This window comes from Burkholderia sp. AU30198, assembly GCF_020419825.1.
Classification (GTDB): domain Bacteria; phylum Pseudomonadota; class Gammaproteobacteria; order Burkholderiales; family Burkholderiaceae; genus Burkholderia.
This window is the reverse complement of the sequence record NZ_JAIZSA010000008.1, coordinates 253,061-272,779: the sequence shown is the minus strand read 5'-3', so window position 1 is coordinate 272,779 and position 19,719 is coordinate 253,061. Positions and strand designations below refer to the sequence as shown.

Annotated in this window: 19 protein-coding genes; 4 read left to right on the top strand and 15 right to left on the bottom strand. The window is 68.8% G+C overall.

Annotated features, from left to right (window positions below):
* Positions 1-17 precede the first annotated feature (17 nt).
* The 6 genes from LGN19_RS19590 to LGN19_RS19565 all read right to left on the bottom strand — a co-directional run bounded on the left by LGN19_RS19590 (position 18) and on the right by LGN19_RS19565 (position 5,582).
* A complete protein-coding gene (locus LGN19_RS19590; protein ID WP_226216669.1) occupies positions 18-725 on the bottom strand; it encodes a CoxG family protein in 708 nt (235 codons plus the stop codon).
* Between the two features lie 28 nt (positions 726-753).
* On the bottom strand, positions 754-1,113 hold the full coding sequence (locus tag LGN19_RS19585) for a DUF427 domain-containing protein (protein WP_226216667.1): 360 nt from the start codon (positions 1,111-1,113) through the stop codon (positions 754-756).
* Positions 1,114-1,245: 132 nt separating this feature from the next.
* The gene (locus tag LGN19_RS19580) at positions 1,246-1,683 is read right to left on the bottom strand and encodes a carboxypeptidase-like regulatory domain-containing protein (RefSeq protein WP_226216666.1); all 438 of its coding nucleotides are present in this window, start codon (positions 1,681-1,683) and stop codon (positions 1,246-1,248) included.
* Positions 1,684-1,787: 104 nt separating this feature from the next.
* Entirely contained in the window at positions 1,788-3,272 is a 1,485-nt protein-coding gene (locus tag LGN19_RS19575; protein WP_122946169.1) for a DegQ family serine endoprotease, read from the bottom strand.
* A gap of 297 nt (positions 3,273-3,569) precedes the next feature.
* A complete protein-coding gene (locus LGN19_RS19570; protein WP_226216665.1) occupies positions 3,570-4,916 on the bottom strand; it encodes an ATP-binding protein in 1,347 nt (448 codons plus the stop codon).
* A 3-nt stretch (positions 4,917-4,919) separates the two neighbouring features.
* Entirely contained in the window at positions 4,920-5,582 is a 663-nt protein-coding gene (locus LGN19_RS19565) for a response regulator (protein WP_039360640.1), read from the bottom strand.
* A 186-nt stretch (positions 5,583-5,768) separates the two neighbouring features.
* Here LGN19_RS19565 and dacB point away from each other — a divergent pair, with 186 nt between their 5' ends.
* The 3 genes from dacB to LGN19_RS19550 all read left to right on the top strand — a co-directional run bounded on the left by dacB (position 5,769) and on the right by LGN19_RS19550 (position 9,838).
* Positions 5,769-7,301 (top strand): D-alanyl-D-alanine carboxypeptidase/D-alanyl-D-alanine-endopeptidase, encoded by a 1,533-nt coding sequence (dacB, locus tag LGN19_RS19560; protein ID WP_174955505.1) that lies wholly within the window; start codon positions 5,769-5,771, stop codon positions 7,299-7,301.
* 396 nt (positions 7,302-7,697) lie between these two features.
* Positions 7,698-8,612 carry a sterol desaturase family protein gene (locus LGN19_RS19555; protein WP_226216663.1) on the top strand — a complete coding sequence of 305 codons (915 nt, stop codon included), beginning with the start codon at positions 7,698-7,700 and terminating at the stop codon, positions 8,610-8,612.
* A 95-nt stretch (positions 8,613-8,707) separates the two neighbouring features.
* Positions 8,708-9,838, top strand: coding sequence for an SGNH/GDSL hydrolase family protein (locus tag LGN19_RS19550; RefSeq protein WP_122946173.1), 1,131 nt, complete (start codon positions 8,708-8,710; stop codon positions 9,836-9,838).
* A gap of 111 nt (positions 9,839-9,949) precedes the next feature.
* Here LGN19_RS19550 and LGN19_RS19545 read toward each other — a convergent pair whose 3' ends face one another.
* The 6 genes from LGN19_RS19545 to pyk form a co-directional block, all read right to left on the bottom strand.
* The gene (locus LGN19_RS19545; protein ID WP_122946174.1) at positions 9,950-10,978 is read right to left on the bottom strand and encodes an L-threonylcarbamoyladenylate synthase; all 1,029 of its coding nucleotides are present in this window, start codon (positions 10,976-10,978) and stop codon (positions 9,950-9,952) included.
* Between the two features lie 11 nt (positions 10,979-10,989).
* The gene (locus LGN19_RS19540; RefSeq protein ID WP_122946175.1) at positions 10,990-12,186 is read right to left on the bottom strand and encodes a 5-(carboxyamino)imidazole ribonucleotide synthase; all 1,197 of its coding nucleotides are present in this window, start codon (positions 12,184-12,186) and stop codon (positions 10,990-10,992) included.
* An 80-nt stretch (positions 12,187-12,266) separates the two neighbouring features.
* A complete protein-coding gene (gene purE / locus LGN19_RS19535) occupies positions 12,267-12,788 on the bottom strand; it encodes a 5-(carboxyamino)imidazole ribonucleotide mutase (RefSeq protein ID WP_006481724.1) in 522 nt (173 codons plus the stop codon).
* Between the two features lie 65 nt (positions 12,789-12,853).
* Positions 12,854-13,744, bottom strand: coding sequence for a phosphoribosylaminoimidazolesuccinocarboxamide synthase (locus tag LGN19_RS19530; RefSeq protein ID WP_043190234.1), 891 nt, complete (start codon positions 13,742-13,744; stop codon positions 12,854-12,856).
* A 221-nt stretch (positions 13,745-13,965) separates the two neighbouring features.
* Entirely contained in the window at positions 13,966-15,030 is a 1,065-nt protein-coding gene (fba, locus tag LGN19_RS19525) for a class II fructose-bisphosphate aldolase (RefSeq protein WP_031402582.1), read from the bottom strand.
* Positions 15,031-15,333: 303 nt separating this feature from the next.
* The gene (gene pyk, locus LGN19_RS19520; RefSeq protein ID WP_122946176.1) at positions 15,334-16,770 is read right to left on the bottom strand and encodes a pyruvate kinase; all 1,437 of its coding nucleotides are present in this window, start codon (positions 16,768-16,770) and stop codon (positions 15,334-15,336) included.
* Here pyk and LGN19_RS39600 point away from each other — a divergent pair.
* Complete coding sequence (locus LGN19_RS39600) at positions 16,769-16,897, top strand: hypothetical protein (protein ID WP_021164118.1); 129 nt, start codon at positions 16,769-16,771, stop codon at positions 16,895-16,897. The two genes, pyk and LGN19_RS39600, sit on opposite strands and share 2 nt — an antisense overlap.
* 157 nt (positions 16,898-17,054) lie before the next feature.
* On the opposite strand, the gene LGN19_RS19515 is transcribed toward LGN19_RS39600, so the two are convergent.
* From LGN19_RS19515 to LGN19_RS19505, 3 genes are all read right to left on the bottom strand, one after another.
* A complete protein-coding gene (locus LGN19_RS19515; RefSeq protein ID WP_226216662.1) occupies positions 17,055-18,251 on the bottom strand; it encodes a phosphoglycerate kinase in 1,197 nt (398 codons plus the stop codon).
* A 279-nt stretch (positions 18,252-18,530) separates the two neighbouring features.
* Entirely contained in the window at positions 18,531-18,854 is a 324-nt protein-coding gene (locus LGN19_RS19510) for an AzlD domain-containing protein (protein ID WP_043190239.1), read from the bottom strand.
* On the bottom strand, positions 18,851-19,606 hold the full coding sequence (locus LGN19_RS19505; RefSeq protein ID WP_226216660.1) for an AzlC family ABC transporter permease: 756 nt from the start codon (positions 19,604-19,606) through the stop codon (positions 18,851-18,853). The genes LGN19_RS19510 and LGN19_RS19505 overlap by 4 nt, the downstream gene beginning before the upstream one ends.
* Positions 19,607-19,719: the final 113 nt, after the last annotated feature.

Here is a 19,719-nt window from a genome sequence, read left to right as displayed (position 1 = left end):
CGGAACCGGCCCGCGGCTCAGCCGCCGTTGATCCAGCGCGCCGCGTAAAGCAGCAACGCGACGAAGACGATCATCGCGGCCCACGCCCAGACCGGCACCGTACCGGAGCCGCGATGCGGGAGCGCGCTGGCGGCACGCCCGGTCAGCGCGCCGCCGAGGTGCGGTGGTAACGCACGCTTCGTCGCGGCCACCAGCGCCGCCGGCCGCAGGAACACGTGCTGGCGCCGCGGCGCGGCCGAGCGTGCGCGATTCGGTACGAGGCCGTGCTTCGCCTGAACGACCGCGCAGAACTCGCGGAAGAAATCGTCGGTCCATTCGCGCAGCGTATTTTCGATCTGCCGCCCCGGCAGTTCGGTGAGCGGGCCGCTCGCCGTCGCCCAGACCACGTACTCGATGCGCGTGGCGTTCGCGTCGTCATCCGGCATCAGCACGAGTTCGACCTGGCCGCGCAGTGCGCCGAGCCCGTCGGCACGCGCCTTGAAGTTGAGCACGCGGCGCGGCTGCCCTTCCGCGTCGCCCTGCTCGGCGGCCACATGCGCACGCACGTCGTAGCGGGCGCGCAGCGGGCCGAGCGGCACCGTGATCGTCAGCGCAAACTCGCCGTCCGCGAGCTTCACGAACGATTCGCAATGGTCGAAGCTCGCGCGCAGCAACGCGAGATCCTCGAACGCCTCCTGTACGACAGGCGGCGCGAGCGGTACGCGTAATGTGTCGTTCAGTTCCATGACGCCTCCCCGATGAACACGCGCCGCATCAGGACGTCTCGACGAGACTGTCGATCCGCGCGGCGTCGAAGGCGACGTAGTGCGCGAGCGCCAACGCAGCCGCCTTCGGTTCCTCGTAACTCCATGCGGCGTTCTCGATCACGCCGTCTTCCGTCTGCAAGTCGAAGTGCACGGCCTCGCCCCTGAACGGGCAATCGGACGTGACGCCCGATTTCACGAGCCGGCGCATGTTGACGTCGCCGCGCGGCAGGTAGTGGGTGTCCGGCAGGCCCGTTTCGCGCACGGTCAGCGCGCCGTGCGAATCGGCGTACGTGATGCCACGATGGATCACGCGCACGCGATGGCGGTTCGGCACGATTTCGAGACCAGGGTCGGCTGCGTCGGACATCGTTTCTCCTTCGGGCGGCCCGGCCAGGCCGGACTCAGGAAACGAAAAAGCCACGGCACGGGTGCCGTGGCTTTCATTATGGGCGAAACCGCAGCCGAATGCGCGACCCCGGCCGGGGCCGCGCGCGGCGAGCTACTGCGCGCTCCACTGGAACACGGTCTTCGCGCCGCCCTTCGCACCGACCGTGACGGCGCGGGATTCCTCATTGCCCTGGTATGACGCATACACCGTATAGCGGCCCGGCGACACCTTCACGAGCATGTACGGCCCGCGCGCGTCGGTCTTCAGCACTTCGGTACCCTTGCCGTCGACGATCCGCACATGGACGTCGGCCAGGAACTCGCCGCCCTTGCCGGTGAACCGCAGCGCCAGCGGCCAACTCGGCTCGCTGCGCTGGAACGCCGTCGATTCGTCCTGCCCGACGCCGCCGGACACGAAGGTGACGTCGCCCTGCTGGCGCGCGGCGGGCAAGCCGTCCGACTGCGCGTACGCGCCGGTCGCTCCGGCTGCGAGGCCGGCGGCCAGCGCCGCGGCGACGGCAAATCGGGACACGTTGCGTAGATATTGCATGGCTCTCTCCTTGGGGTCGGAACACATACAGGGCGCAGCGTCACGCGCTCGAACGGCGGCGGCGCCCGCCGCGGCCGGCCTGGCCGGCCGTCGGCCGTGGCCGGTCAGCTCAGGTCGACCGGCACGAAGATCTGTGCATTATCGCGCTGGATCAGCAGAGCAAGACTGTTGCCCGCGCCCTTGACCGCGTCGCGCAACTGCTCGGGGCTCGTGACCGGGCGGCCGTTGACCGCGAGAATCACGTCGCCGGGCTGGATGCCCGCGTTGGCGGCCGGCCCGCCGGCCTGCTGCACGATCAGGCCGTGCGACAGGTTGTCGGCGCTGCGCTCCTGCGGCGACAGCGGACGCACCGCGACGCCCAGGCGCCCCTGCTCGACCGGCCCGCCGTCATTCGACGCGAGCTTCGCATCGGCCATCGCGCCAAGCGTCACGCTGATCGTCTTCTTCGACTTGTCGCGCCAGATCTGCAGGTCGGCCTTCGAACCCGGCTTCAGGTTCGCGATCTGCGCGGGCAGCGACGTCGAATCGGCAACCGGCGAGCCGTTGACCGACAGGATCACGTCGCCCGGCTGCAGGCCTGCCTTCGCGGCCGGGCCGTTCGCGTCGACCGAGCTGACGAGCGCGCCGTCCGGCTTCTGCAGTCCGAACGAGCTCGCGAGCGTCTGGTTCAGCCCCTGCACGGCGACGCCGAGGCGGCCGCGGCTCACGTGGCCCGTCTTGACCAGCTCATCCTTGACCTTGATCGCCTCGTTGATCGGGATCGCGAACGACAGGCCCTGGAAGCCGCCCGTCTGCGAGTAGATCATCGAGTTGATGCCGATCACCTCGCCCTGCAGGTTGAACAGCGGGCCGCCCGAGTTGCCGGGGTTCACCGGCACGTCGGTCTGGATGAACGGCGTGTAGTTCTCGTCCGGCAGCGCGCGCGACTTCGCGCTGATGATGCCCGACGTGACCGTGTTGTCGAAGCCGTACGGCGAGCCGATCGCGACGACCCACTGGCCGACCTTGCTCTGCGCCGGGTCGCCGATCTTCACGGTCGGCAGGCCGCTCGCGTCGATCTTCAGCACCGCGACGTCGGACTGCTTGTCCGACCCGACGACCTTCGCCTTGTATTCGCGCTTGTCGGTCAGCTTGACCGTCACGACGTTCGCGCCGTCGATCACGTGCGCATTGGTGAGGATGTACCCGTCGGAGCTGATCACGAACCCGGAACCGAGGCTCGCGCTCGGCTGGTCGTCCGGCTGCGCGTCGCCGCCCATGCCCGGCACCTGCCCGTAGAAATGCTTGAAGAACTGGTAGAACGGGTCGCTCGGATCGATCGGCAGTTGCGGCTGCTGCATGCGTCGCGACACCTGCTTCACGACGTGCTTCGCGCTGATGTTCACGACCGCCGGGCCATAGGTCTCGACGAGCCCGGAGAAATCGGGGATGCCGGTCTTGGCAGCCGCTTCGGCCGGCATCAGCGCGGCGGCCTGCGCCGGCGTGATGATCTGCGGATCGGCACGGTGGGTGCCGGCGACATAAGCGGCGGACAGGGCGGCCGCCACGGCGACCGCGACGGCGCCGCGCGCAAGAAATCGGGTGTTCATCGTAGGACCTCCTCTTTGTTAAGACGCAGCGTAACGACCCTGACTTAAAGGAGGCTTAATCAGCCTTAAGCGGGGCTTATGGCCTGTTCACGCGAATAACGGGCTTGCGCTGGCCCCCAGAAGCGCCGAGCGCAAGGAATGCGACGAAGCGAATTCTCGACGTATTCGCAACGAGCATGACGCGGCGATCGGCCCTTCTGGGGCCAGCCCCACGAACGAATTTTTCCCAACAGGGGAACGTGCCTTTCCGCCCGCCATTTGCGTGAACCGGCCCCAAGCGGCCGCCGGCGCCGAGCGTCACACGGATTCGGACGGCTGCGGCGCCTCGGCCGGCATCTCCGCGTCGCGGAACACGACGCTGACGAGCAGGCCGCCCGCGGCCGCGTCGCCGAGCGACACCGTCGCGCCCTGCTGCGCGGCCACGCGCTTGACGATCGCGAGTCCGAGCCCGCTGCCCGACACGTCGGTGCGCGCTCGGGCGGAGCTGTCGCGGTAGAAGCGGTCGAACACGCGCTCGCGCTCGTCGGCCGGAATGCCGGGCCCGCTGTCGCCGATCTGCACGCATGCGCGGCCGGCCGCGTCGCGGGTCAGCGACACGTCGATGCGGCCGCCGTCCGGCGTGTACTTCACCGCGTTGTCGAGCAGGTTGCCGAACATCACGCGCAGCGCGCCGACGTCCGCGACGACGCTCGCCGCGCGCGTTTCCTCGAAGCCGAGATCGATGTCGCGCCGCTGCGCGAGCGGCGCAAGCGCGGCCACGCATTCGGCGAGCAGTGCATGCAGATCGACCGGCTCGCGCATCGTCGCGCCATCCGGTTCGGCGCGTGCGAGCGCGAGCAGCTGCTCCGTGAGACGCGTCGCGCGCGACACGCCATCCTGGAGATCCGCGACCGCCTCGCGGCGCGATGCATCGTCCTTCGCGCGGGCGACGAGCTGCGCCTGGATCTGCACGGCCGCGAGCGGCGTGCGCAGTTCGTGCGCGGCGTCGGCCACGAAGGCCTTCTGCGTGTCGAGCGCGGCCGACAACCGCGCGAGCAGCCCGTTCAGCGCCCGCACGAGCGGCTGCACCTCGAGCGGCAGGCGCGCATCGGGCAGCGGATCGAGCGCTTCCGGACGGCGTGCCTCGACCGCGCGCGTCACGCGGCCGAGCGGTGCGAGCCCGCGCCCGACGATCACCCACACGGCCGCGCCGAGGAACGGCAGCAGCACGATCAGCGGCCACAGCGTGCGCAGCGCGACGTTCGCCGCCAGCCGGTTGCGCACCGACAGCGGCTGCGCGAGCTGCACGACGTTGTCGCCGACGATCGCGCCGTACACGCGCCATTCGCCGCGATCGGTGCGCTCGGTCGAGAAGCCGAGCTCCGCGCGCGGCGCGATCGGCGCACGCGGATGCGAGAAGTACATCAGCACGCCGTTGCGGTTCCAGATCTGGATCACGATGCCTTCGTCGCCGTTGGTGCGCGAGCCGAACACCTGCGAGAACGGCTCGGACGGCAAGGCCGCGGCGATTTCCTGCAACTGGTAGTCGAACAGTTCGTTCGCCTCGGCGAGCGCCTGCCGGTAGATGAGCCAGCCCGCGAGGCCCACGCCCGCGACGACGATCGCGAGCAGCCAGATCAGTAATTGATGACGAATCGACCTCACGCGTCAGCTTTCCTTGACGACCATGTAGCCGAGCCCGCGCACGTTGCGGATCAGGTCCGAGCCGAGCTTCTTGCGCAGCGCGTGGATGTAGACCTCGACCGTGTTGCTGCCGATCTCCTCGCCCCAGCCGTACATCTTCTCCTCGAGCTGGCTCTTCGACAGCACCGCGCCGGGCCGTGCGAGCAGCGCCTCGAGCAGCGCGAACTCGCGCGCGGACAGCGCGACGGGCACGCCGTCGAGCGTCACCTGGTGCGAAGCGGGATCGAGCGTCAACGCGCCGTGGCGGATCAGCGATTCGCTGCGCCCGGCCTGGCGGCGGATCAGCGCACGCATCCGCGCGCCCAGTTCATCGAGGTCGAACGGCTTGACGAGGTAATCGTCGGCGCCCGCGTCGAGCCCCTTCACGCGATCGGCCACCGCGTCGCGCGCGGTGACGATCAGCACCGGCAGCGCCAGCCCCCGCGCGCGCAGCGTGCGCAGCACGTCGATGCCGTCGCGCTTCGGCAGGCCGAGATCGAGCAGCAGCAGGTCGTACGTCTCGCCGCCGAGCGCCGTCAGCGCGGCGTCGCCGTCCTGCACCCAGTCGACCGCAAAGCCGTCCGAGCGCAGCGCCTTGCGCACGCCTTCGGCAATCATTCGATCATCTTCGACAAGCAGAATCCGCATCGGGACAGGCATCCATCGGGCGAGTCAAACACGGCGACCATTGTAGCGCCACGAATCACATGCGCGGCACCGTGCAATGCAACAGAAAGGCGGATTGCAAGGGGGCTGTCCGGACTTGTCTCTACAATGTGCGCTTTGGCGCCGCGCGCGCCCTGCCCGAACGTCGTGCTTCTCCCGTATTCGTCCATGCCGATTTCCGATCTGTCCACCCGGTTCGCCCCCCGTGCCCGCGTCTGCCTGCGGGCCGCCGCCATCGTCGCCACCTGCACGGCCCTCGCCTTCGCGCCGTCCGCGCAGGCCCGCAAGAAATCCCACAAGGAAGCGCGCAAGACCACGGTCGTGTCGCCCGCCGCGCGCGCGGCCGGCCTGCCGGCGTCCGTGCTCGTCGCGCTGCAGCGCGCGAAGGTGCCCGCGTCGGCGATGAGCGTCGTCGTCGAGCGCGTCGGCGATCCGGAACCGCTGATCGCGTGGAATGCGAGTCGGCCGATGATGCCCGCCTCGACGATGAAGCTGGTGACGACCTTCTCGGGCCTGTCGATCCTCGGCCCCGACTACCGCTGGCGCACGACCGCGTACACGGACGGCACGATCGACCCCGACGGCACGCTGCAGGGCAACCTGTACATCAAGGGCACCGGCGATCCGAAGCTCGTGCCCGAAGAGCTGATCGACCTCGTCGACAAGCTCCGCAAGGCCGGCGTCAAGCGCGTGGCCGGCGGCCTCGTGCTCGACAAGAGCTACTTCGCGGCATCGACGCGCGATCTCCCGTCGTTCGACGACGACGCAAGCGCGCCGTACAACGTCGGCCCCGATCCGCTGCTGTACGCATTCAAGGCCGTGTCGTTCACCGTCACGCCGGGCGACGACGGCAAGGTGGCCGTCGACGTGCTGCCGCCGCTCGCCGACCTGTCGATCGACAACCAGCTGGTCGAAGGCTCGGGCTCGTGCAGCGCGGCCGCCGCGGCCGCGCGGCCGACGCTGACGGCCGGCAGCGGGGTCATGACCGCCTCGTTCGCCGGCGACTATCCGCTGCGCTGCGGCGCGCACACGACCAACCTCGCGATCCTCGATCACACGACGTTCTTCGCGCGCGGCTTCCTCGCGCTGTGGCAGCAGGACGGCGGCACGATCGCGGGGCCGGTGAGCGAAGGCAAGGTGCCGACCACCGCGCGGCCCCTCGCCGTGCATCACAGCCCGGTGCTCGGCAGCATCGTCTACGACATCAACAAGTTCAGCAACAACGTGATGGCGCGCAACCTGTTCCTGACGATCGGCGCGGCCAGCGGCAAGCCGCCCGCGACGCCCGAACAGTCGAGCCGCGTGATCCAGGCGTTCCTGCAGAAGAACGGCATCGCGATGCCCGACCTCGCGCTCGAGAACGGCTCGGGCCTGTCTCGCGAAGAGCACATGAGCGCGCTGTCGCTCGCCGCGCTGCTGCAGGCCGCGAATGCGAGCCCCGTCGCGCAGGCCTTCATCGATTCGCTGCCGATCGCGGGCATCGACGGCACGATGAAGAACCGCCTCACCAACGCCGGCGTGCTCGGCAACGCGCACATCAAGACCGGCACGCTGCGTGACGTGCGCGCGATCGCCGGCTACGTCGCCGGCGCCGACGGCCAGAGCTACATCGTCGTCAGCTTCATCAACAACGATCACGCGGAAGCCGCGCGCGCCGCGCACGACACGCTGCTCGAGTGGATCTACGCGGGCGCGCACTGACGTTTCCACACGCGGCGACACGATGCGGCGCGGCCGGCTGCCCGCTCGCGTCGACTTGCGCCAACCACGGGGCGGCACCGCGCAGCGGGGCGCCGCGGCGACGGCCAGCACGGCCTGCCGGCGCCGCCGCACACGGAATCCCGCCCGCTCCGGTTTGAAACGGCAGCCGCCACCGGCACGCAACGCACCGCGCGCCAACCGTGCCCATAAAACAGGGCCGCACCGCCCGGCCCCGCGCCGCGCGGCTTCCGTAGAAACCCTGTCCTCAGAGGGAACCCTCTACGCTCCCCCCTCGCCTAGCGCGTGGCGATTGCGTAGGCTGTTGGCCTGACAGATACATACAACGGGCCATACGCCCGGCCTCAAGGCTTGCAGGGGAAAGAAGGAGACACGCCCATGCGATTCGACGTCGAATTGCTTCTGCTCGCGCTGGCGCCCGTCTTCCTGCTCTGCATCGCGTGGGAGGCCTGGCACCTCGCCCGCACTCGTGCGCAGGACCACGTCTATGCGTGGCGCGACACGCTGTGCAACGCGGCGCTCGCGCTGATGCACCAGGGCGCCGACAAGATCGCATGGCTGTTCGTGATCCCCGTTTATGCGTACTGCTACCAGCACTATCGACTGATCACCTGGCACGACGGCTGGCTGTCGTTCGCAGTACTGTTCATCGCGCAGGATTTCCTCTACTACGTGTTCCATCGCGCGAGCCATCGCGTGCGCTGGCTGTGGGCCGCGCACGTCGTGCACCACTCGTCCGAGCGGATGAATTTCTCGACCGCGTTCCGCCAGAGCCTGATGTATCCCGTCGCGGGGATGTGGGTGTTCTGGCTGCCGCTCGCGTTCGCCGGCTTTCCGCCGCAACAGGTGGTCGGCATCGTGCTGATCAACCTCGCGTTCCAGTTCTTCGTGCACACGCAGGCGATCGGCAAGCTCGGCTGGCTCGAATACGTGCTGAACACGCCGTCGATCCACCGCGCGCACCATGCACGCAATCCGCGCTACATCGACCGCAATTACGCAGGCGTCCTGGTGATCTGGGATCGCCTGTTCGGCAGCTATGTCGAGGAAACGCCCGACGATCGGCCGCAGTACGGGATCGTCGAGCGGCTCGGCTCGAACAACCCGCTCGTCGCGACGTTCCACGAGTGGGTATCGATGGCCGGCGACGCGTTGCGCGTCGACGGCTGGCGCAACAAGCTGCGCGCGATTTTCGGCCCGCCCGAATGGGCGAGCGCTTATCATGCGCAGATTGCCGAGGCCGCGAACCCCGATCCGCGCACCGTGCCGCTTGCGGCTGCGCGCGACCAATAAACCGTTTCAGCCAACGGCCGCCGCGCAGCCCGGAACCGAGCAGGCACGCGGCAGATGAGAAACACATCAGGCCATATCTACGAGGAGATCGAACGATGCAGACACGACAACACGCACCTACCCGCACCCGGCAACGCATGCTGCGCACCGCGCAAGTTGCAATCGCCGGCGCCGCGCTCGCGCTGCTCGCCGCGTGCGGCGGTGGCGGTGACGACAACAACAACAGCGCGTCGAACACGCCGCCGTCGGGCGTGAAGATGCAGATCGTGTCGTTCGGCGACAGCCTGTCCGACGCGGGCACCTACTCGCAGATCAAGCTCGGCTTCGGCGGCGGCCGCTTCACGACGAACCCCGGCCAGGTGTGGACGCAGGACGTCGCGCAGTACTACGGCGACACGCTGCAGCCGGCCAACCAGGGCGGCTTCGGCGTTCCGCTGCAGGCCACCGGCGGCCTCGGCTACGCACAGGGCGGCGCGCGCGTGACGCAGCAGCCGGGCATCGGCCACGCGGACGCGAGCGTGCCGAACGCGGACTACGCGCAGGCGACCACGATGCCGATCGCCGACCAGGTCAAGCAATACGTGTCGCAGCACGGCAGCTTCAACGCCGGCCAGATCGTGCTGCTCAACGGCGGTGCGAACGACATCTTCTATCAGGTCACGGCGCTGCAGGCGGGCGCGATCACGCCGACGCAACTGCAGCAGAACATCGGGGCGGCCGCGCAGCAGCTTGCCGGCATCGTCCAGCAGATCGTCGCCGCCGGCGCGACCCACGTGTTCGTGTCGAACGTGCCGGACATCGGCGGCACGCCGCTCGCGCTGCAAGCCGGCACGCAGACGACCCTCACGCAACTGTCGATGCTGTTCAACGGCACGCTCGCCGCGACGCTGCAGGCGCTCAAGGTCGATACGACCAAGTACGTGCTGATGGACACGTTCACGTGGCAGGACGGCATCCTCGCGAACTACCAGGCGAACGGCTTCACCGTATCGAACACCGATACCGGGTGCAACCTGAAGGCGATGGTCGCGGCCGCAACGCAATACGGCGTCGCGAACGCAACCGCATTCGGCTCGTCGCTGTTCTGCTCGCCGCAAACCTACACGGCCGCGAACGCGGACCAGACCTACATGTTCGCCGACACGGTCCACCCGACGACGCACCTGTACGCGCTGTTCGCGCAGTTCGTGCAGTCGAAGATCGCGGCGTCCGGCGTCGGCAAGTAAGCCGCCGGCCACGCGCCCAAAACGAAAACGCCCGACCGGTTTGCCGGTCGGGCGTTTTTTCATGCGCGGGGCAACCGGCGCGGCGACGGTCGCGTCAGCCGCGCACCTTCGTCATTCGGTCGCTTCGAACGCCGCGGCCGCGCGGCCGAGGCGATCGTTGACCGCGATCCATTCGACGGTCTCGGGCAGCTTCTCGACGAGAATCCGCGCGACCTGCGCGCGGTCGAGCGCACGCAGCATCCCGTACAGCTCGCGCGCATACGCGGACGGATCCTCCGGCGCCGCGACGAAATGCACGCCGTCGGCCTGCGCCCAGCGTCCCGCGCGCGACGCGCGTGCGACGAGCGCAACGCGCTCGCCGTCGGTCTGCGCGGCCGCGAGCAGCGGCTCGAGCGCATCGAACGGCAGCAGCGCGAGCGGCGTGCGCGGCGCGTAATGCGCTTTCAGCGTGCCCGACGCACGCGGCGCGGTCGCGTCGCTGCCGTCCGGCAGCCGCGGCGCGCGACCGAGCACGTCGGCGATCTGCTGCGGCGTCACGTGGCCCGGACGCAGCAGCGCCGGGAAGCCGCGCGACAGGTCGAGAATCGTCGACTCGATACCGACTTCCGATGCGCCGCCGTCGAGCACGTGCACGGTGTCGCCGAACTCGTCGCGCACGTGCTGCGCGGTGGTCGGGCTCACATGGCCGAACCGGTTCGCGGACGGCGCAGCCACACCGCCATGCCCGCCGCGCCGCGCGCTGAACGCGGCCAGCAGCGCCTGCGCGACCGGATGCGACGGGCAGCGCAGCCCGACCGAATCCTGGCCGCCGCTCACCGCGTCGGGGATGCGCGCATGGCGCTTCAGGATCAGCGTCAGCGGGCCCGGCCAGAACGCATCGATCAACGCCTGCGCGTCGGCCGGCAGAGCGTCGGCCCAGTAGCCCGGATCGCCGCCCGGCGGCAGGTGCACGATCACCGGATGATTCGCGGGCCGCCCCTTCGCCGCGTAGATGCGCGCGACGGCCTCGGGATTCGCCGCGTCGCCACCGAGCCCGTAGACGGTTTCGGTCGGAAACGCGACGAGCTGGCCCGCGTCGAGCAGCGCAGCGGCGGCGTCGATCTGAGCGGGCGTGACGGAGTTCGGGAGATCGATGGACATCGGCCGGCGCCTCAGTCGATCGCCACGCGCAGCAGCTGCGCGCACGCGGTGGCCGCGGCAACGGCTTCATCGCGCGTTTCGGCCGTGAAGTTCACGTGGCCCATCTTGCGGCCGACGCGCGCGTCTTCCTTGCCGTACAGGTGCAGGTGCGCGGCCGGCATCGCCGCGACGGTGTCCCACGGCGGCGTGACGGCATCGGCCGCCGCACCGTTCGGGAACCACACGTCGCCGAGGATGTTCAGCATCGCGGCCGGCGAATGCTGGCGCGGGTTGCCGAGCGGCATGCGCGTCATCGCGCGCACCTGCTGCTCGAACTGGCTCGTGGCGCACGCATCGACCGTGTAGTGGCCGGAGTTGTGCGGGCGCGGCGCCATCTCGTTCGCGACGAACGAACCGTCTTCCAGCACGAAGAATTCGACGCACAGCACGCCGACGTAGCCGAGCGTATCGGCGATCCGCACGGCCGCCTGCTGCGCCTCCGCGACGCGTGCGGCATCGGCCGCCGGCGCGGGCACGACCGTCAGCGCGAGGATGCCGTTGTGGTGCACGTTCTGCGCGAGCGGGAACGCGGCCGAGCGGCCGTCCGCGCCGCGCGCGATCAGCGCCGACACTTCGTATTTCAGCGGCAGGCGCTTTTCGAGCACGCATGGCACGCCGTTCAGCGCCGCATGTGCGTCGCGCGCTTCCTGCGCGGTACTCACGCGCACCTGGCCCTTGCCGTCGTAGCCGAGACGCGCCGTCTTCAGGATGCCCGGCAGCACCGCGTCGAGCGCGGCATCGTCGAGCGCGGCGAGTGCCGCCGACGATTCGATCACGACGTGCGGCGCGACGGGCACGCCCGACGCTTCGATGAAGCGCTTCTCCGCGATCCGGTCCTGCGCGACCGCGACGCAGCGGCCAGCCGGTGCGACGAAGGTCGTGCGCGCGAGGCAATCGAGGCTCGCGGCCGGCACGTTCTCGAACTCCGTCGAAACAGCCTCGCACAGGTCGGCCAGTTCGGCGAGCGCGGCTTCGTCGTCATACGCGGCGCGCAGGTGGCGATCGGCGACCGCGCCGGCGGGGCTCGTCGGATCGGGATCGAGCACGGCGACGCGATAGCCCATCGACTGGGCGGCAAAGCAGAACATGCGGCCGAGCTGGCCACCGCCGACCATGCCCAGCCACGCGCCGGGCAGGATCGGGGAAACGGAATCAGGAGTTGCGGTCATGTCAGTGGTCGGTCGCGGCGGGCGCTGCCCGCCGCAGTGGGGAGGTCAGGCAGCCGCGACGCGCGGCCGCCGGTGCGCCGTCATTCCAGCGGCGGCAGCACCATCGCGTGCGCGGCTTCGTTCTGGCGCACGCGGAACGCGGCGAGCCGGTTCGCATAGTCGACCGAGTTGCCGGACAGGATCGACACCGCGAACAGCGCGGCATTCGCGGCGCCGGCCTCGCCGATCGCGAACGTCGCGACCGGCACGCCTTTCGGCATCTGCACGATCGAGTGCAGCGAATCGACACCCTTCAGGTACTTGCTCGCGACCGGCACGCCGAGCACCGGCACCGTGGTTTTCGCGGCCAGCATGCCGGGCAGGTGCGCGGCGCCGCCGGCGCCCGCGATGATCGCGCGCAGCCCGCGCTCGCGCGCCTTCTCCGCATAGTCGAACATCTCGTCGGGCATCCGGTGCGCGGACACGACCTTCGCTTCGTACGGCACGCCGAATTCCTGCAGGATGGCGACCGCATGCTTCATCACGTCCCAATCGGAACTCGAACCCATCAGCACGCCGACGAGCGGCGCGCTGTGCGTGTGGGCAGTCTGGATTTCACTCATTTGTTCAGTTCCTGTCGACCAGAGTCAGTGCTTCAGCACTGACTCTGGTCCCATGCAAAGCCCGCTCAGGCGAGCGCCTGGCCCGTGATGCGCTCGAGCGCTTCCTGGTACTTCGCGGCCGTCTTCTCGACGACGTCGGCCGGCAGCGCCGGTGCCGGTGCCGTCTTGCCCCACGGCTGCGCCTCGAGCCAGTCGCGCACGAACTGCTTGTCGAACGACGGCGGGTTCGTGCCGACCTGGTACTGGTCGGCCGGCCAGAAGCGCGACGAGTCGGCCGTCAGCGCTTCGTCCATCAGGTAAAGCTTGCCGTGGTTGTCGAGGCCGAATTCGAACTTCGTGTCGGCGATGATGATGCCGCGCGTCGCCGCGTAGTCGGCCGCTTCCTTGTACAGCTTGATCGAGATGTCGCGGATCGTCGCGGCCAGCTCGGTGCCGATGCGGCGCTCGGTTTCCTCGAACGTGATGTTCTCGTCGTGCTCGCCCATCTCGGCCTTCGCGGCCGGCGTGAAGATCGGCTCGGGCAGCTTCTGCGCGTTCTGCAGGCCTTCCGGCAGCTGCACGCCGCACACGGCGCCCGACGCCTGGTATTCCTTCCAGCCGCTGCCGGCCAGGTAGCCGCGCACGACCGCTTCGATCATGATCGGCTCGAGGCGCTTGACGACCACGCCGCGGCCCTTCACCTGCTCGACTTCATCGGCCGCGACGACCGCTTCCGGCGCGTCGCCCGTCAGGTGGTTCGGCACGATGTGCGCGAGCTTGTCGAACCAGAAGTTCGCCATCTGGTTCAGCACGCGGCCCTTGTTCGGAATCGGCTCGCCCATCACCACGTCGAATGCCGACAGGCGGTCGGTCGTGACGATCAGGAGCTTGTCGTTGCCGACCGCGTAGTTATCGCGGACCTTGCCGCGACCGAGGAGCGGCAGCGAGCGGAGCGTGGATTCGTAGAGGGTAGACATCGTCTTTTCGCAGATAAGGAGCCAAACAAAAAGGGAAACGCCGTTCCCCGCGGCAGGCGGGAACGGCGGTCTTGCAATACGTCGGCGAACCGGCCGGGCGGCTGGGCCCGGGCGGTTTCCGGCCGGCCCTCGTTCGGCCGGACGGAACGGCTGCGGGGTCGGATCAGATCCGGCCGGACAGCCTTGCCGTTGCCTTTCGGCGAGGCAATCGTACTACAGTCTTAGCGCACGACCTGTGCGAGCGCACCGGACTTGTACTGCTCGGCGATCTTGTCGAGCGACACCGGCTTGATCTTGCCGGCCTGGCCTTCGCAGCCGAACGCGAGGTAGCGGTCGACGCAAACCTGCTTCGCCGCTTCGCGCGCGGGCTTCAGGTAGTCGCGCGGATCGAACTTGCCCGGGTTCTCGAACAGGTAGCGGCGGATCGCACCGGTGATCGCGAGACGCAGGTCGGTGTCGATGTTGATCTTGCGCACGCCGTGCTTGATGCCTTCCTGGATTTCCTCGACCGGCACGCCGTAGGTTTCCTTCATGTCGCCGCCGAATTCGCGGATCTCGGCCAGCAGTTCCTGCGGCACCGACGACGAACCGTGCATCACGAGGTGGGTGTTCGGGATGCGCGCGTGGATTTCCTTGATGCGCTCGATCGACAGGATGTCGCCCGTCGGCTTCTTCGAGAACTTGTACGCGCCGTGCGACGTACCGATCGCGATCGCGAGTGCATCGCACTGCGTGAGCTTGACGAAATCGGCGGCCTGCTCCGGATCGGTCAGCAGCTGCTCGCGGGTCATCGTGCCTTCCGCGCCGTGGCCGTCTTCCTTGTCGCCCTTCATCGTCTCGAGCGAGCCGAGCACGCCGAGTTCGGCTTCGACCGTCACGCCGATCGAGTGCGCCATCTCGACGACCTTGCGCGACACGTCGACGTTGTACTCGTACGATGCGACCGTCTTGCCGTCGGCTTCCAGCGAACCGTCCATCATCACGCTGGTGAAGCCGCTGCGGATCGCAGCCATGCAGACCGCCGGCGACTGGCCGTGATCCTGGTGCATCACGACCGGGATGTGCGGGTACGACTCGACTGCCGCTTCGATCAGGTGGCGCAGGAACGGCTCGCCCGCATACTTACGCGCGCCGGCCGATGCCTGCATGATCACGGGTGCGCCGACCTGGTCCGCCGCCGCCATGATCGCCTGGACCTGCTCCAGGTTGTTCACGTTGAAGGCCGGCAGGCCGTAACCGTGCTCTGCCGCGTGGTCCAGCAATTGACGCATTGATACGAGAGGCATTGTGGAACTCCTTGGAATGAAAACCGGTGCGCCCTGACGCCGGCGCGGCGCTCGCTCCCGTTCGAACCCGGGGTGGCGCGGCGCGGCTGAGCGTCGAATAGCCGCATTTTATCGCGAAGCGCCTCCGATTCCGACCGCCCGGTGGCGCCGACTCGCAATTTGTTACGTTCGCACGGCACAAAGCGGGCAAAAAAGAGAAAAAAAGCCGCGCGGGGCATGCGACCCCGCGCGGCTTTCGTCAAAAATCGGTGCCCGATCACCTCGGGCCGCCGGTTTCGGGCCGGGCAACTGCCCGGCCGGTGCTCAATAGTGCTCGCCGACCCGCACGATCTTCAGCGTGTTGGTACCCCCCGCCTGCCCCATCGGCTCGCCGACGGTCAGCACGACCATGTCGCCGTGCTGCACGTAGCCCTGCTTGACGACGATCTCGAGCGCGGCCTGCAGCGCCGAATCGCGGTCGCTGTTGAAGTCGACGTGCAGCGGCGTCACGTTGCGGTACAGCGCCATCGTGCGCTCGCTGCCGACGCGCGGCGTCAGCGCGAAGATCGGCACGTGCGTGTAGTGGCGCGACATCCACAGCGCGGTCGCGCCCGATTCGGTCAGCGCGACAATTGCCTTCGCACCCAGGTGGTACGCGGTGAACAGCGCGCCCATCGCGATCGACTGGTCGATCCGCGTGAACGTGCGGTCGAGGAAATCCTTGTCCAGCTCGACGTGCTCCGACTTTTCCGCCTCGACGCACACGGCCGCCATTGTCTCGATCGTGACGACCGGGTACTTGCCGGCGGCCGTCTCGGCCGACAGCATCACCGCGTCGGTGCCGTCGAGCACCGCGTTCGCGACGTCCGACACTTCCGCGCGCGTCGGCACCGGCGCGTGGATCATCGATTCCATCATCTGCGTCGCGGTGATCACGAGCTTGTTCGACTCGCGCGCCATCCGGATCATGCGCTTCTGCAGCGCCGGCACGGCCGCGTTGCCCACTTCCACCGCGAGGTCGCCGCGCGCGACCATGATGCCGTCGGACGCGTCGAGAATGCTCTGCAGCGCCGGAATCGCTTCCGCGCGCTCGATCTTCGCGATCATCTTCGGCTTGATGCCGTACGGCGCGCCCGCGATGTTCGCGAGCTGGCGCGCCATTTCCATGTCGGTCGCGTTCTTCGGGAACGACACGGCCACCAGGTCCGCGCCGAGCGACATCGCGGTGCGGATGTCTTCCATGTCCTTCGCGGTCAGCGCGGGGGCCGACAGGCCGCCGCCCTGGCGGTTGATGCCCTTGTTGTTCGACAGCTCGCCGCCCACCTTGACGATCGTGTGGATCTCGTCGCCGAGCACGCGCTCGACGGTCAGCACGATCAGGCCGTCGTTCAGCAGCAGCAGGTCGCCCGTGCGCAGGTCGCGCGGCAGTTCCTTGTAGTCGAGGCCGACGCGCTCGTCGTTGCCGAGCTCGCAACCCGCATCGAGAATGAAGGACTGACCCGGCTCGAGCGTGGTCTTGCCGTTCTCGAACTTGCCGACGCGGATCTTCGGGCCCTGGAGGTCGGCCATGATCGCGATCTCGCGGCCGACCTTGCGGGCGGCCTCGCGCACCATCTCGGCGCGCTGGCGGTGATCGTCGGCCGTGCCGTGCGAAAAATTGAGCCGCACGACGTCGAGGCCCGCCTGCATCATCTGCAGCAGAATCTCCGGCGAACTGGAAGCCGGGCCGATCGTGGCGACTATCTTGGTGGCGCGCTGCATGAAACTCCTCATCTGGATCAAGGTGGATGCGCTGGGTGAAACGCTGCGAGAGCCGGAAGCGGCAGGCCCAGCGGCCGCCGTTCCGGGGGGCGTGCCGGTGCTTGCGCCCGGCATCGCTTTGTTCTGAATCTCGTGGTGCTGCTCGGCCGCGTCGCCGGCGGCCGCCGGTGCGCGCGGGGCGGAGTTCGCCCGCGCGGGCGCGCGTTTGCGCTTGCCCGCGCCGGCCGGCTGCTCCGCTTTCGCGGAGCGCGCGGCCTTCGTCACCCCTGCGCGCGCCGCCACGCTCAGGCCGCCCGCGTTTCCAGCACTTCCACTGCCGGCAGCTTCTTCCCCTCGAGGAACTCGAGGAAGGCGCCGCCGCCCGTCGAGATGTAGCTGACCTGGTCATGGATGCCGTACTTCGCGATGGCCGCGAGCGTGTCGCCGCCGCCCGCGATCGAGAACGCGGACGATTTGGCGATCGCTTCCGCGAGCGTCTTGGTGCCGTTGCCGAACTGGTCGAACTCGAACACGCCGACCGGGCCGTTCCACACGATCGTGCCGGCCTTCTCGAGCTGGCTCGCGAGTGCCTTGGCCGTATCCGGGCCGATGTCGAGGATCATGTCGTCCGCTTCGATGTCGGCGACCTGCTTCACCGTGGCCACGGCCGTCGGCGAGAATTCCTTGGCCGTCACGACGTCGGTCGGGATCGGCACCGACGCGCCGCGCTCGCGCGCTTCGTCGATGATCGCCTTCGCCTCGTTGACGAGGTCGGCTTCCGCGAGCGACTTGCCGATCGACAGGCCGGCCGCGAGCATGAACGTGTTCGCGATGCCGCCGCCGACGATCAGCTGGTCGACCTTGCCGGCCAGCGACTTCAGGATCGTCAGCTTGGTCGACACCTTCGAGCCGGCGACGATCGCCACCAGCGGGCGGGCCGGGGCGCCGAGCGCCTTGCCGAGCGCATCGAGTTCAGCGGCCAGCAGCGGGCCTGCGCACGCGACCGGCGCGTACTTCGCGATCCCGTGGGTGGTGGCTTCCGCGCGGTGCGCGGTGCCGAATGCGTCGTTCACGTACACGTCGCAGAGCTTCGCCATCTTCTGGGCGAGCTCGTCCGAATTCTTCTTCTCGCCCTTGTTCACGCGGCAGTTCTCGAGCAGCACGACCTGGCCCGGCACGACGTTCACGCCGTTCTCGACCCAGTTCGAGACGAGCGGCACGTCACGGCCGAGCAGCTCGGCGAGGCGCTTCGCGACCGGCGCGAGCGAATCTTTCGGCTTGAATTCGCCTTCGGTCGGACGGCCGAGGTGCGACGTGACCATCACGGCCGCGCCGGCGTCGAGCGCGGCCTGGATGGCCGGCACGGACGCGCGCACGCGCGTGTCTTCGGTGATGTTGCCCTGGTCGTCCTGCGGGACGTTCAGGTCGGCGCGGATGAATACCCGCTTGCCGGCGAGCTGGCCGGCGGCGATCAGGTCGGTAAGACGCTTGACTTGGCTCATGTTGAACAGATTGAAGTAGTGGATGGGGAAAGGGGGTTCACGCTGGACGTGCGCGGGCTGCCGCGAAAGGGCGCCGGATGCGGCCGTGGCTGGCGGTTCGCATGACGCGCACGGGTAAAAAATCTCGAACGGGCATTCTAGCCGATCCACCCGGCAGACTGCCCCGCGGGCGGCGAATTCCGCCTATTTGGGATCGCGCGCGGGAACGGACACATTGCCGCAACGCAGCAATGCACCCGCGCAAGCGGCCGAGGCCCGGCGGGCCTGCACGGCGATCCATCAGAAGATCAGGCGCAGGACGGTGAACACGAGCATCCCGACGACGATCGTGCCGAGCATGCTGCGCCGCCACAAGAACCAGCCGAGGCCGGCGAGCGCCGCGTAGAACGGATGGTTGGACAGCGCGAACGACAGCCCGGCCGGCGTTTCGAGCACGTCGGGCAGCACGACGGCGACCAGCGCCGCCGCCGGCGCGTAGCGCATCGCGCGCTGCGCGCGCTCGGGCAGCACGGTGCGCTCGCCGCCGATCAGGAACAGCGCGCGCGTGACCGCCGTGACGATCGTCATCCCGATGATGACGATCCAGATGTCCGTCGCGCTCATTCGATTTCCTTGTCATGCACGGTTTCGGTGCGGATGCGTCGCCAGTCGGCCCGCTCGACGAAGAAGTCGGCCATGCTGCCGGCCGCGAGCGCGGCGAGCACCGCGAGCGGCAGCGCGAGTCGGTACGGCAGGTCGAATGCGATGAGCGACACGACGCCGGCCACCGCGACGGCCGCGAGCGTCGAGCGGTTCGCGACCGCCGACACCATGATCGGGATCAGCGCGAGCGTGCCGGCCAGCTCCAGCCCCCAGCTCGCGGGAAAGAAGCTCGCGAGCAGGATGCCGGCGAGCGACGATACCTGCCACGACGCCCAGCTCGCGAGCGCCATCCCCCAGAAGTACGCTTCCTTGCCCGGCACGTAGCCGTTCGCGAAGCCCTGCTTCTGGAACAGCAGGTAGATCACGTCGCCGTTGAAATAGCCGATTGCGAGGCGCCGCCACAGCGGCAGGTAGGAGAAATGGGGCGCGAGCCCGGCGCTGAAGATCACGAAGCGCGTGTTGACCATCGCGGCCGTGAGCAGGATGGTCCAGATCGGCAGCTTCGCGGCGAGGAGCGGCAGCACCGCGAGCTGCGACGAGCCCGCGTAGACCAGCAGCGACATCGCGCTTGCCTGCCCGAGCGTCATCACCGACTTGCTCATCGCGATGCCCGTGACGAGCCCCCACGAGAAAATCGCCATCAACGTCGGGGAATAGTCGCGTGCGCCCTGGATCAGCGCGAAGCGGTCGGTGGCGGACAATCGAGCGAGCATGGGAAACGGGCCGCAGCGGGCGGTTCGTCGGGGCGGCGGCGCCTCCTGCCGGCACGGCCCGTCATTATTGGAATCGGTACCGGGCGATTATAGCGCCGGCCCCGCGCAGACCG

Coding starts and splice junctions, on each gene's coding strand:
- LGN19_RS19590 (WP_226216669.1), bottom strand. CDS start 725: ATGGAACTGAACGACACATTACGCGTACCGCTCGCGCCGCCTGTCGTA.
- LGN19_RS19585 (WP_226216667.1), bottom strand. CDS start 1,113: ATGTCCGACGCAGCCGACCCTGGTCTCGAAATCGTGCCGAACCGCCAT.
- LGN19_RS19580 (WP_226216666.1), bottom strand. CDS start 1,683: ATGCAATATCTACGCAACGTGTCCCGATTTGCCGTCGCCGCGGCGCTG.
- LGN19_RS19575 (WP_122946169.1), bottom strand. CDS start 3,272: ATGAACACCCGATTTCTTGCGCGCGGCGCCGTCGCGGTCGCCGTGGCG.
- LGN19_RS19565 (WP_039360640.1), bottom strand. CDS start 5,582: ATGCGGATTCTGCTTGTCGAAGATGATCGAATGATTGCCGAAGGCGTG.
- dacB (WP_174955505.1), top strand. CDS start 5,769: ATGCCGATTTCCGATCTGTCCACCCGGTTCGCCCCCCGTGCCCGCGTC.
- LGN19_RS19555 (WP_226216663.1), top strand. CDS start 7,698: ATGCGATTCGACGTCGAATTGCTTCTGCTCGCGCTGGCGCCCGTCTTC.
- LGN19_RS19550 (WP_122946173.1), top strand. CDS start 8,708: ATGCAGACACGACAACACGCACCTACCCGCACCCGGCAACGCATGCTG.
- LGN19_RS19545 (WP_122946174.1), bottom strand. CDS start 10,978: ATGTCCATCGATCTCCCGAACTCCGTCACGCCCGCTCAGATCGACGCC.
- LGN19_RS19540 (WP_122946175.1), bottom strand. CDS start 12,186: ATGACCGCAACTCCTGATTCCGTTTCCCCGATCCTGCCCGGCGCGTGG.
- purE (WP_006481724.1), bottom strand. CDS start 12,788: ATGAGTGAAATCCAGACTGCCCACACGCACAGCGCGCCGCTCGTCGGC.
- LGN19_RS19530 (WP_043190234.1), bottom strand. CDS start 13,744: ATGTCTACCCTCTACGAATCCACGCTCCGCTCGCTGCCGCTCCTCGGT.
- fba (WP_031402582.1), bottom strand. CDS start 15,030: ATGCCTCTCGTATCAATGCGTCAATTGCTGGACCACGCGGCAGAGCAC.
- LGN19_RS39600 (WP_021164118.1), top strand. CDS start 16,769: ATGAAACTCCTCATCTGGATCAAGGTGGATGCGCTGGGTGAAACGCTG.
- pyk (WP_122946176.1), bottom strand. CDS start 16,770: ATGCAGCGCGCCACCAAGATAGTCGCCACGATCGGCCCGGCTTCCAGT.
- LGN19_RS19515 (WP_226216662.1), bottom strand. CDS start 18,251: ATGAGCCAAGTCAAGCGTCTTACCGACCTGATCGCCGCCGGCCAGCTC.
- LGN19_RS19510 (WP_043190239.1), bottom strand. CDS start 18,854: ATGAGCGCGACGGACATCTGGATCGTCATCATCGGGATGACGATCGTC.
- LGN19_RS19505 (WP_226216660.1), bottom strand. CDS start 19,606: ATGCTCGCTCGATTGTCCGCCACCGACCGCTTCGCGCTGATCCAGGGC.